This window comes from Spirillospora sp. NPDC046719, from assembly GCF_040645715.1.
Classification (GTDB): domain Bacteria; phylum Actinomycetota; class Actinomycetes; order Streptosporangiales; family Streptosporangiaceae; genus Spirillospora.
The window spans coordinates 16,571-28,612 of record NZ_JBEYYT010000082.1; the positions used below are offsets into that span (position 1 = coordinate 16,571).

Below are 12,042 nucleotides of genomic sequence, written 5' to 3' on the forward strand. Positions count from 1 at the left end.
CTCCCATCCGGCCCCAGGGCCGCCGATCGCGGACTAGAGTCGCCCTGCCCGCACGTGAACGGTTGTCACGGACGAAATGAATCCTTCGGAGACATGACGGAAACCCTCCCCCAGCCGCGCCCCCCGGAGCCGGGCCGCCCCGCCGACCCCGGCCGCTCCCTGGAGCCGGGCCGCCCGCCGGAGCCCGGCCGGCCCCTCGACGGCGGGCCGGTGCCCGCTCCGCGGACGACACCGGCGCCCCCCGCTCCGCGCCGCGAGCGCGACCCCTACTTCGACAACGTCAAGTTCTTCCTCATCCTCCTGGTCGTCGTCGGGCACGTCTGGGAGGTCCTCCGGAACGGCAGCCACGCGGTGGAGGCCGCCTACACCCTGGTGTACGGCTTCCACATGCCGGTGTTCGTGTTCGTCTCCGGTTACTTCGCCCGCGGGTTCATGCGGTCGACCGACAAATTCCGGGTTATTTTCCCCACCTTGGTCGTTCCGTACGTGATCTTCGACGTGCTTTACCGGTTGCAGCTCGTCGCCATCCGGGGAAATGAATTCCGGCTGCACGAACTTTTCCGTCCGCAGTTCCTGATGTGGTTCCTCGTCGCGCTGGTGCTGTGGCGGCTGAGCGCCCCGCTGTGGGGGCACCTGCGCCACCCGGTGGCGGTGTCGGTGGCGCTGGCGCTGGTGGCGGGGAGCTGGAGCTTCAACAGCGACTCGACGCTGTGCCGGGCGGCGGCACTGCTGCCGTTCTTCGTCCTCGGCCTGACCATCAGGCCCGAGCTGGCGCAGGCCCCGCGCAGCCGCGGGTGGACGCGCTGGGCCGGGTTCGCCGTGCTGGCCGCCGCCCTGCCGGTCGCCTACGTGTGGGAGCGCGGGACCGTGCTGCCCAGGGTCGAGCGGGGCGTCCTGCTGTGGAACGAGGGCTACGAGCACATGCACTTCGGTGCGCTCGAGGGCATGGGGTACCGGCTGCTGGCCATGGCGATCGCCGCCGTCCTCGGCGTCGCGTTCCTCGCGGCCGTCCCGCGCGGGCGGGCCTGGTACACCGCGCTCGGGACCCGGACGATGTACGTCTACCTGCTGCACGGCCTCATCGTGAAGACGCTGGACTACGGCGGCGTCTTCGACGCGCACTTCTTCGACACCCCGGCCGGGGCGGTCGCGGCGACGCTGGGGGCGCTCGCCGCCGGCGTGCTGCTCGGCACCGCGCCCGTGCAGCGGCTCACCCATTGGGCGATCGAGCCGAAGGGGCGATGGCTACTCAAGCCCTCTCATGGCAGGACATAAGATTTACCTGCCGGATGCGGGTATGATCCAGATTCATCGAGTAGTTGATTGGCGTTCGTGTGAGCAGTGAATACGACATCTCCCTGAGCATCATCGTGCCCGTGCACAAAGTGCAGGGGTACCTGCGGCAGTGCCTGGATTCGCTGCTGGTCCCGGACGTGCCGAATCTGGAGATCATCGGGATCGACGACGCCTCGCCGGACGCCTGCGGGGAGATCCTCGACGAGTACGCCGAGCGCGACTCGCGGCTGAAGGTGCGCCATCTGACCGAGAACGTCGGGCTCGGCGAGGCCCGCAACGTCGGGCTGGACATGGCGACCGGCGACTACGTCTGGTTCTTCGACAGCGACGACTACGCCACCGAGGGCGCCGTCAAGGCGATCTGCGAGCGGCTCGCCGAGACCCGGCCCGACGTGCTGATGTTCGACTACGCGCGGTCCTACTGGAACGGGCGGGTCAAGCGCAGCATCATCAACCACCTGTTCCGCGAGCCGCCCGCGCCGGAGGTGTTCACGCTCGCCGACCGGCCGAGCCTGCTGGAGATGTTCACCTCGATCTGGAACCGGGCGATCCGCCGCGAGTTCATGATCGAGCACGGGCTGCGCTTCAACAGCGGCTACTACGAGGACGTCAGCATCACCTACCCCGTCCTCATGGCCGCCGAGCGGGTCAGCTTCCTCGACCGGGTCTGCTACATCTACCGGCAGCGCCGCAGCGGCGCGATCACCAAGACGGCCAGCGACAAGCACTTCGACGCCTTCGACCAGTACGACCGCATCTTCGCGTTCATGGACCACCTGGGCCCGAGGATGGACCGGTTCCGCCCGCTGATGTTCGACCGGACGATCTGGCACCTGCTGGTCATCCTGGAGCGCGCCGACCGCGTGTACCCCTCGGAGAAGCCGCGGTTCTTCGCCGAGATGACCAAGACCTACAACCGCTACAAGCCGCCGGGGCACGTCCCGCCGGACGACGAGCCGAACCTGGCCGAGAAGCACCGGGCGATCGAGCGCGGCGACTTCCGGGCCTGGGAGCGCCTCAACACCCCCGGGCTCACGACGAAGGCGAAGAAGAGCGGCCGCAAGGTCCGCAAGCTGCAGAAGCGCGGCGTCGTCCGCTCCAAGGAGCTCGCCAAGGAGCGGTACTACGCGATGCGGCGGCACCTGCCGATCGAGGAGAACCTCGCGGTGTTCGCCGCCTACTGGTACCGCGGGTACTCCTGCAACCCGGCCGCGATCTACGAGAAGGTCCGGGAGCTGGCGCCGCACATCCGCTGCGTGTGGATCGTGAAGCCGGGCGCGCGCAAGACCATGCCGGAGGGCGTGGAGTACGTGGTGGCCGGGTCGGCGGAGTACTACCGGACGATCGCCGCCGCGAAGTACTTCGTCAACAACGTCAACTTCCCCGACAACCTCGTCAAGCGGCCGGGGCAGGTGCACCTGGAGACCCAGCACGGCACGCCGCTGAAGAAGATGGGCCTCGACCAGATGGAGTACCCGGTCGGCGCCGCCGACATGGACTTCAAGGCGCTCATCGAGCGGTCCGACCGCTGGGACTTCCTGCTGTCCGCCAACCCGCTGATGAGCGAGGCGTGGGAGCGGGGCTTCCCCTGCAAGTACGAGCTGCTGGAGATCGGGTACCCGCGCAACGACCGGCTGGTGCGCGCGACGCCGGAGGAGCAGGCCCGGCTGCGCGACGAGCTCGGCGTCCCCGAGGGCAAGACGGCGATCCTGTACGCGCCGACGCACCGCGACTACCAGCGCCGCTACGCCCCGATGTTCGACATCGGCCGCGTGATGGAGCAGCTCGGCGACGACCACGTCCTGCTGCTGCGCGCGCACTACTACTACAAGCTCAAGAACATGGCGGCGGACCTCGGCTGGAACGAGGAGCAGGTCATCGACGTCTCCAAGCACCCCTCCGTCGAGGACCTGATGATCGCCTCGGACGCGCTGCTCACCGACTACTCGTCGGTCATGTTCGACTACGCCAACCTCGGCAAGCCGATCGTCATCTACGCCAACGACTGGGAGACCTACAAGCTCACCCGGGGCGTGAACTTCGACCTGACCGAGTTCCCGCCGGGCGTCGTCGCCTACGCGGAGTCCGAGCTCGTCGAGGCGTTCGCGTCCCGGGCGGCGTGGGGCGACGCGGCGGCGAAGAACCTGGAGGCGTTCCGGGCGCGGTTCTGCCCCTGGGACGACGGGCACGCGGCCGAGCGGGCGGTGCGCCGGGTGTTCCTCGGCGAGCAGCTCCCGCCGATGCCGTCCGCGGCGCCCTCCCCCGACGCCTCCGCCGAGGCCTCCTCCGCGGCGTCCGGCCCGGCGTAGCGGCGGCGCGCCGGGGCGCCGCACTCTTTTTCCTGACCGTCCGCGACCGGACCGCCGGCTCCGGCTCGCACAGCCCTCGAAGGAGTGGGCATGACCGCCCCCAGGATCAGTGTCATCGTGCTCTCGCACGGCGCGGGAGAGGACCTCGGCGACGCCCTGGACTCGCTCGCGGCCCAGACGTTCCGGGACCTGGAGGTCCTGGTCGTGGACGACGGCACCGGCACGGCCGCGCGGGCGGAGCTGCCCGACGACCGGTTCCGGATCGTCCGCAGCGGCGCGCCGAGCCGGGGCGCGGCCCGCAACCTGGGGGTGGCCGAGAGCCGCGGCGAGTTCCTGCTCTTCGCCGACCGCGGCGACCCGATGCCGCCGGAGGCGGTCGCCTCGCTGCTGACGGCGCTGGAGGCGTCCGGGGCGGAGTTCGCGACCGGGCCCGACGCGGCCCGCCGGTGGACGGGCCAGGTGTCGCAGTGGAAGGCGAGCGGCGACGCGCCGGCGCCCGCGAAGGCCACCGACCTGCACCGCAGCCCGGACCTGCTGAACCGCCGCCGGATCGTCGGGTCGCTGTTCCGCCGCTCGTTCTGGGACGCGGCGGGCCTGGAGTTCCCCGACCTCGGCCGCTACGACGACCTGCCGGTCGTGGTGCGGGCGGTGCACCTGGCGAAGTCCGTCGACATCGTGCCGGGCCCCGTCCTGCACCGCCGCGGACCGCGCCATCAGCCGACCACCGAGCCGCAGGACATCGCGGACGGCTTCGGCGCGGCGAACCTCGCGACGTCCTGGGTCGCCGAGCGCGGCGACGTCAAGGAGCTGCGGCGGCTGCAGCTCGCCCTCGTCACCACCGAGCTGAAGATGTTCCTGGACGCCCTGCCGGACCTGTCCGGCGAGGAGCGGGAGCAGGTCGTCGCGCAGGCGGCGGCGTACGCCAAGGGCGTGTCGCCGAAGGTGTTCGCCGAGGCGCCCGCGCTGACCCGGCTGAAGTGGCACCTCGCGTCCGAGGGCCACACGATGGAGCTGGTGAAGGTCGTCCGGTACGAGCGGGGGAAGTCCTCGCCGTCGATCGTCCGCGACCCGCTGCGCCGCTACGTCGTGTACCCGTACTGGAAGGACGCGAAGCTCGACGTCCCCCGCGACGTGTACCGGGCGCGCGACGAGGTCAAGATGCGGGGCCGGGTGCACGCGGTGCGCTGGGAGGGCGACCGGCTGGTCGTCACCGGCGAGGCGTACATCAACTCGGTCAGCTCCCGCCGCCGCTGGACGTCGATCAAGGCGGTGACGCTGCGCAACGGCCGCCGCAAGATCCTCATGAAGGCGCGGCAGACCCCGAAGCCCGGCAAGGCGTCCGGCGGCTGGACCGGCTTCGAGTTCGCGCTGGACGCGGCGAAGCTGAAGGAGCGCGGCGGCTGGGCGGAGGGCACCTGGGAGGTGCACGCCTCGGTGCTGAACGCCGGCGTGTTCCGGCAGGGGCCGGTGCGCGGCGGCGGCTCGGGGACGGGCGCGCACCCGCCCTACCGGTACGTCGCCGACGACGTGCGCGTCGTCCCGAAGGTCGTGGACGGGTACCTCGTCGTGCAGGTGGAGCGGGTCCGGGAGCGCGCGACGGCGCTGCGCTGGGACGGCCCCGCGCTGCTCATCGAGGTCGAGGCGGACGGCGGCCCGCCCGCGGAGCTGGTGCTGACGCTCGGCGACGCGCGCGTCCCGGTGCCGGTGACGCAGCGGCCCGGCGGGTGGACGGCGCGCGTCGACCCGGACGCGCTGGACGTCGACATCGACCCCGACGCGATCGACGACACCCGCGACTGGACGCTGTCGGCGGACGGCCGGCCGCTCGTCCTCGCCGAGGGCGTGGAGGAGGCGCGGCGCACGTCCGGCGCGCTGGAGGTCAGCGCGGGCCACGGCCCCGGCGGGTACGTGCGGGTGCGGCGGGCGACGACGCGGCTGTCGGTGAGCGAGTGCGTGTGGCGCCCCGACGGGACGCTGTCGCTGGCGGCGACGCACACGGCGCACACGGCCGGGCAGATCGTGGTGCGCGGCCGCGGGCGCCGCAAGGAGCACGCGTTCGACCTGGTCCCGGACGGCTCGGGCACGCTGCGGGCCGAGGTGCCGGCGGCGGCGGTGCCGAGCGTCGCGGGGATCCTGCCGCTGCGGCCGGGCCGCTGGGACGTGCTGTTCCGGCCGCCGGGCGGGCGGGCCCTGACGGTCCGGCTGACGGACGCCGCGCAGCGCACCCTGCCGGGGCCGCTGGAGGTGGCGCGCCGCGGCTACGCGCTGGAGACCAAGGACGGCCGGCTGGTCATCGCGGTCACCGGCGACGTGTCCGGCGAGGAGAAGAGCGCGGGCCCGAAGTACCGGGAGGAGGCGCGCCGCAGGGTGGCCCGGGAGGGGCTGCGCGACGCGGTGCTGTTCTCCTGCTTCAACGGGCGGCAGTTCTCCGACAGCCCGAAGGCGATCCACCAGGAGCTGCTGCGGCGCGGCACCGACCTGGAGCAGCTGTGGGTCGTGAACGACGCGCAGGCCGAGCTTCCGGACACGCTGAAGGCCGTCCGGCTGAACGGCAAGGAGTGGCAGGAGGCGGTGACGACGTCCCGCTACATCGTCACCAACCACCGGCTCGGCGACTGGTTCCAGCGGCACCCCGACCAGATCGTCCTGCAGACCTGGCACGGCACCCCGCTGAAGAAGATCGGCCGGGACGTCAAGGAGGTCCACTTCGCGTACGCGCCGGGGATGAAGTCGGCGCTGCAGAGCAAGGAGAAGAAGCCCGAGGGCCCGGCGGTCCCGGAGTGGAGCCACCTGCTGTCGCCGAACCCGTTCAGCACGGAGATCTTCCGCCGCGCGTTCGCGTTCAAGGGCGAGATGCTGGAGGTCGGGTACCCGCGGAACGACCTGCTGTACAGCCCGGAGGCGGACGCGGTCGCGAGGTCGGTCCGGGCGCGGCTCGGCATCCCGGAGGGCAAGCGGGTCGTGCTGTACGCGCCGACGTGGCGCGACGACCAGTACTACAGCCGCGGCCGGTACAAGCACGACATGCGCCTCGACCTGGACCGCGCGCGCGCCGCGCTGGGCGACGACCACGTCCTGCTGGTCCGGCTGCACTCCAACGTGGTGGACGGCATCACCGAGGACGAGCACGGCTTCGTCCGGGACGTGTCGCTGTACCCGGACATCACCGAGCTGTACCTGATCTCCGACATGATGATCAGCGACTACTCGTCGGTGATGTTCGACTACGCCAACACCGGCCGGCCGATGCTGTTCTTCACCTACGACCTGGCCGACTACCGGGACCGGCTGCGCGGCTTCTACTTCGACTTCGAGGCGGAGGCGCCGGGGCCGCTGGTGGAGACCTCCGACGACCTGATCGACGCGATCCGCGACGTCGAGGCGGCGACGGCGGGGCACCAGGACCGGTACAAGGACTTCGTGGCGCGGTTCTGCCCGCTGGACGACGGGAAGGCCGCGGCGCGCACCGTGGACCGGGTGTTCCCGCCCCAAGGGTGATCAACTGTCGCCATCCGTGACCGTCCGGCATCGATGCGTTGATAGGCTACCCGCCTGGCACAAGCGACATCGGGGAAGGCTGCGGACATTGGACGCGGTGGCCAACCATTGCCGCGTGGGCTCCGACGACCGCCTGCGCATCCGGTGGCACGACCCTCTGCCGGAGGGGCGGCGGGTCGTGCTGCGGCACCGGGCGTCGGGCGAGACGCGCCCGGTGCCCGTCGCGGCGGACCGGCGGTCGCTGGAGGTGCACGTCGGCGACCTGGCGACCGGCACCTGGGAGCCCCTCATCGAGACGGACGCCGCGGCGGACGGGCCGGGCAGGGGCGCGGGCGACGGCTCCGCCCGCCCGATCCTGACCGACGACCCGGGCTTCTCGCTGGACGGGCTGCGCGCCTACGCGGACCGTCCGCGCGACCGGGCCGTCCGGGCGGTGCGGACGCGGAACGGGCACGCCCGGCTCCGCGTCCGGACGGTCTCCCCGCACGCCGAGGTGGCGGCGGTGCATCCGCGCGACGGCGAGATCCGGATCGACGGGTGGCTCGCGTACACGGGCCCGCGCACCGGCGAGACGGCGCGGCTCGTGGCCGCGCCGCGCGACGGCGGCGCCGCGGTGACCGGGGAGGCCGCCCTCGACGGCACCGGCTTCCGCTGCCGCCTGGCGGTCGACGCGCTGGCCGCGGCGGAGCCCGCCCTGTGGGACCTGTGGCTCGACGTCGGCGACGTGCACGCCCGCCTCGGCACCTGGCTCGACGACGCGCCCGGCAAGCGCGGCAAGCTGTCCTACCCCCGGCAGGTCGCCGCGCCGGGCGGGCGGGAGATGGCCGTCCGGCCGTACTACACCGAGCGGGACCAGCTGGCGGTCTCCTGCCGGCCGGTGGGGGATGACGGCGCGTGAAGATCACGTTCCTGCTGCTGGAGGCCTTCTCCATCGACGGCACCGTCCGCTGCACCTTCACGCTCGCCGACGAGCTGTCGCGGCGGCACGAGGTCGAGGTCGTGAGCGTGCTGCGGGACCGGGACCGGCCCGTCCTGCCGCTGTCGGACCGGGTCCGGCTGCGGTCCCTGGTCGACGTACGGCCCGGCGCGACCGTCCCGTGGCCGAACACCGCGCGCGCCGAGCGGCTGATGCCGGAGCCGTCCGCGATGGTCCACCCGGAGGAGCGCAGCTTCAACAAGTACAGCGCCTGGACCGACGACCGGCTCACCCGCTTCCTGCGGCACCTGCACACGGACGTGCTGGTCACGACGCGCGCCGGGCTCAACCTGGCGGCGGCGCGGCTGGCGCCCCGCCGGGTGGTCGTCGTCGGGCAGGAGCACCTCCAGCTCGGCATCAACGAGCCCGGGATCCTCGCGGAGATCAAGGAGTGGTACCCGCGGCTCGACGCGCTCACCTGCCTGACCGCCGCCGACCGGGCCGCCTACGAGGAGCTGCTGCCGCCGGGGTCGTGCCCGGTCCGCGCGATCCCCAACGGCCTGCCGCCCCGGGTGCATCCGCGGTCCCGGCAGGAGAACCGGATCGTCGTCGCGGCCGGCCGGGTCGTGTGGATCAAGGGCTACGACCTGCTGATCGACGCGTTCGCGCAGGTCGTGGAGAAGCACCCGGAGTGGAGCCTGCGGATCTACGGGGACGGGCCCCGGCGCGAGGAGCTGCGCCGCAGGGCGACCCGCCTCGGGCTGTACAACAACGTCCTGATGATGGACCCCACCGACGACATGGAGGGCGAGCTCGCCAAGGCGTCGGTGCTCGCGGTGTCCTCGCGCGCCGAGTCGTTCGGGATGACGATCATCGAGGGGTTCGCGTGCGGGCTGCCGGTGGTCGGCTTCGACTGCCCGTGCGGGCCCCGCGAGATCATCACCGACGGCCGGGACGGGCTGCTCGTCCCGCCCGAGGACCCGGACGCGTTCGCCGGGGCGCTGCTGCGCGTGATCGAGGACGAGGAGCTCCGCCTGACGATGGCCGCGAACGCCGTCGCGGCGGCGACCCGGTTCGACATAGCGGTCGTGGCCGCCGCCTGGGAGCGGATGCTGGCGGACCTGCACGCCCGCCCCCGCCGGACGAGGCGGCGCTAGCGGGGGCGGCGCCGGCGGGACGGCGCCAGCGGGACGGGGCTAGGCGCTGAGCGACTCCTCGGCGGCGGGCTCGTCGTCGTCCTGCCCGGGGCCGGGCTCGCCCACCGGGTCCTCGCGGACGCGGCGCGGCGACGGCAGCAGCGCGAGCCCCAGCGCCACGCACGCGAACGGCACGGCGGGCAGCACGTAGCGGTAGTCGAAGTCGGCGGTCGCCGCCGGGATGACCAGCAGCGCGAGGCTCGTCCCCCACGGCATCAGCGCGCCGGTCCCCCAGTGCCGGACGGGCCCGAGCAGCCGCCACCGGGTGCCGCGCCGCCCGAAGTGCGGCAACGCGAACACCAGCCCGCCGAGCAGGACGAGCCCGAGGACGGTGCCGGGCATCGACATGCGGTCCTGGTAGGACAGCATCTTCCCGGCCCACGGCTGGACGACCTTCGTCTCCCCGCCGGACGGGTCGTACTTCTCCGCTACGAGGGCCTGCTCGTCGTCCCACGACTCGCCCTTGGGGAACACGTACTCCAGCCAGGTCCACGGCGTCGGGTACGGCTCGCGCTTCCAGTCGAAGGACCGCCAGGTGTCGCGGACCACGACGCGCGCGTAGTCGCCGGGCTGCTTCTCGATGGCCTGCTTCGTGAAGTCGCTCGCCATCCGGTTGGCCTGGTCGCCGGTGATCCAGCCGGGGATCCGGTGGAACGGGGAGTCGGCGGTCCACAGCACCACGAACGCCGGCGCGATCTGCGGGTCCTCGTCCGGCGGCGGGCACATGATCCGCAGCTCCGGGCTCGGCTTGATCTTGGCGCAGTCGGCGAACGCGGCGGTGCGGCCGTACAGCCAGATGGAACTCGCCTTGGTCACGGTGAACTGGCCGTAGGTCTCCTTGAACCAGTACATGTAGCCGCCGAGCGGCAGCACGAACGCGATCAGCGCGGCGACGAGCGGCCGCCAGCCCGCGCGGCGCAGCAGCATGCCGAGCAGGATCACGGCGATCAGCGGCAGGCCCGCCGAGCGGGTCACCGCGGCGAACGCGGCGAACATCCCGGCGAGCGCGCCGAGCCACCAGGTCGCCCGGCGCCGCCACAGCGCCGCCGTCACCGCCGCGAGCAGCAGGAACGTGAAGAGCGAGTCGGACATGAGCATGTGCTCGAGGGCGATCTGGTAGCTGTCCAGCAGCACCGGCACCGTCAGCGCCGCGCCGAGCAGCCCGGGCACGAGGTACCGCCAGCCGAGCCGCCCCGCGCTCCCGTCCGGCCCGTTGGGCCATGCCGCCCGGCCCGCCCGCCACACCAGCAGGTACACCAGGACCCCGCCGAGCAGCCCGATGGCGTGCTGCACCGACACCATCACGGTGAAGGAGTGGAACGGCTTCAGCGCCCACAGCAGGATCGGGTAGCCGCTCGGGCGCGTCTCACCGGGCCGGAGCTTGAGGGCCGCTTCGAGGTAGCTGGGCGAGTCGCCCGTCCAGTGCGGCGCGGGGTAGCCGCGGACCGCGATGATCCGGATCCAGGTGGCCGCCACGAGCACGCAGGCGAAGGGCAATTGGGCAAGAACTGCCATAGGTCTGACGCGCACCGCCAAAGCCTACCCAGCCACGCCCATCAAAACGATCTGGACAGGCGGTGCCGGCGCCCTGCTCGTCCCATGCGTCCCACTAACGGAGTCACGACTCGGTGACAATGCCGGAGACCGCATCCGGACAGCCGATACCATCGAGCGGTCCCGGGACGAAAGGAAACCCCTCCATGGCGAACTTCACGCTCGACGACGTTCGGCAACGGACGTACAAGGCGCGTGACGCGTGGTGGACGGTCCTGCTGGTCGACCCGCTCGCCGCTCGCCTGGTGAAGTTCACCGCGAACCGGACCAGGATCACGCCCAACCAGCTCACCGTCGGCGCGCTGATCCTCGGTCTCGGCGCGGGCGCCTGCTTCGCGGTGGCGTCCTGGCCGTGGCTGCTCGCCGGCGCGGTGCTGTACCACCTGTCGTTCACGCTCGACTGCATGGACGGCAAGATCGCGCGACTGAAGGGCACCGGGTCGGTGTTCGGCGCGTGGCTGGACTACATCTTCGACCGGGTCCGCGTGCTGGCCTGCGCGATCGCGCTGATGGCCGGGCAGTACGCGGCGACGGGGAACGTCGCCTACGTGTGGACGGCGCTCGGCGTCGTCTTCCTGGACATGCTCCGCTACATGGACGCGCTGGAGATCTACAAGGTGCGCTCGCAGATGCGCACCACGCTGCTGGAGGCGCGCCAGGAGGCGGAGACGCTGGAGGCGGCGGTCCGGCGGGCCGACGGCGACCAGGGCGCGCTGCCCGACGCGGCCGAGGTCGGCGCGGACCTGCGCTCCGCCGAGGGCGCGCTCGGCACCGACCCCGAGATGGAGGAGCAGGTCGTCGGCGACACCGAGCGCGCCAACGCCGACCTCCAGGCGGGCTTCTACAAGCGGTTCCCCTGGTACATCCGGATCCGCAACGTGCTGCTGCGGGGCCGGATCCGCCCGCACCTGATCAGCGGCATCGAGTTCCAGATGGGCGTGTTCATCGTCGCCCCGGTGATCGCCGCGGCCGTACCGGGCGCGATCATCCCCGTCGTGTGCGTGAGCGCCGCCGGCATGCTGGCCTTCGAGCTGTTCATCATCTACAAGTTCTGGCTGTCCAGCCGGGACTACAGCCGCAGCCTCGCCAAGCTGAACGGCACGATCGAGGGCTACCGGGCGCAGCTGCCCGCCGAGGAGCCGGCGCACTCCGGCGCCGCGGTGGTCGGCAGCTCCGGCTGACCGCCGCCGCCGGCCTCCACGACTCGCGACGGCCCGGCGGAAGCGCGCACCATGCGCGCTTACCGCCGGGCCGTTGGGCATTGGAGGTCCCG

The 12,042-nt window shown here is 72.2% G+C and carries 7 protein-coding genes; 6 read left to right on the forward strand and 1 reads right to left on the reverse strand.

Features of this window, described 5'->3' with window-relative positions; genetic code table 11:
• Positions 1–93: 93 nt before the first annotated feature.
• From ABZ914_RS16775 to ABZ914_RS16795, 5 genes are all read left to right on the forward strand, one after another.
• The gene (locus tag ABZ914_RS16775) at positions 94–1,275 is read left to right on the forward strand and encodes an acyltransferase family protein (protein ID WP_500193781.1); all 1,182 of its coding nucleotides are present in this window, start codon (positions 94–96) and stop codon (positions 1,273–1,275) included.
• Positions 1,276–1,370: 95 nt separating this feature from the next.
• On the forward strand, positions 1,371–3,605 hold the full coding sequence (locus tag ABZ914_RS16780; RefSeq protein ID WP_500193788.1) for a bifunctional glycosyltransferase/CDP-glycerol:glycerophosphate glycerophosphotransferase: 2,235 nt from the start codon (positions 1,371–1,373) through the stop codon (positions 3,603–3,605).
• Between the two features lie 90 nt (positions 3,606–3,695).
• Positions 3,696–7,103 carry a bifunctional glycosyltransferase/CDP-glycerol:glycerophosphate glycerophosphotransferase gene (locus ABZ914_RS16785; RefSeq protein WP_500193782.1) on the forward strand — a complete coding sequence of 1,136 codons (3,408 nt, stop codon included), beginning with the start codon at positions 3,696–3,698 and terminating at the stop codon, positions 7,101–7,103.
• A gap of 115 nt (positions 7,104–7,218) precedes the next feature.
• On the forward strand, positions 7,219–8,001 hold the full coding sequence (locus tag ABZ914_RS16790; protein WP_500193783.1) for a hypothetical protein: 783 nt from the start codon (positions 7,219–7,221) through the stop codon (positions 7,999–8,001).
• A complete protein-coding gene (locus tag ABZ914_RS16795; RefSeq protein ID WP_500193784.1) occupies positions 7,998–9,176 on the forward strand; it encodes a glycosyltransferase family 4 protein in 1,179 nt (392 codons plus the stop codon). Before ABZ914_RS16790 ends, ABZ914_RS16795 begins: the two co-directional genes overlap by 4 nt.
• A gap of 39 nt (positions 9,177–9,215) precedes the next feature.
• On the opposite strand, the gene ABZ914_RS16800 is transcribed toward ABZ914_RS16795, so the two are convergent.
• Complete coding sequence (locus tag ABZ914_RS16800) at positions 9,216–10,730, reverse strand: O-antigen ligase family protein (protein ID WP_500193785.1); 1,515 nt, start codon at positions 10,728–10,730, stop codon at positions 9,216–9,218.
• Between the two features lie 185 nt (positions 10,731–10,915).
• Between ABZ914_RS16800 and ABZ914_RS16805 the strand changes: the two genes are divergently transcribed.
• Complete coding sequence (locus ABZ914_RS16805) at positions 10,916–11,950, forward strand: CDP-alcohol phosphatidyltransferase family protein (RefSeq protein ID WP_500193786.1); 1,035 nt, start codon at positions 10,916–10,918, stop codon at positions 11,948–11,950.
• Positions 11,951–12,042 lie beyond the last annotated feature (92 nt).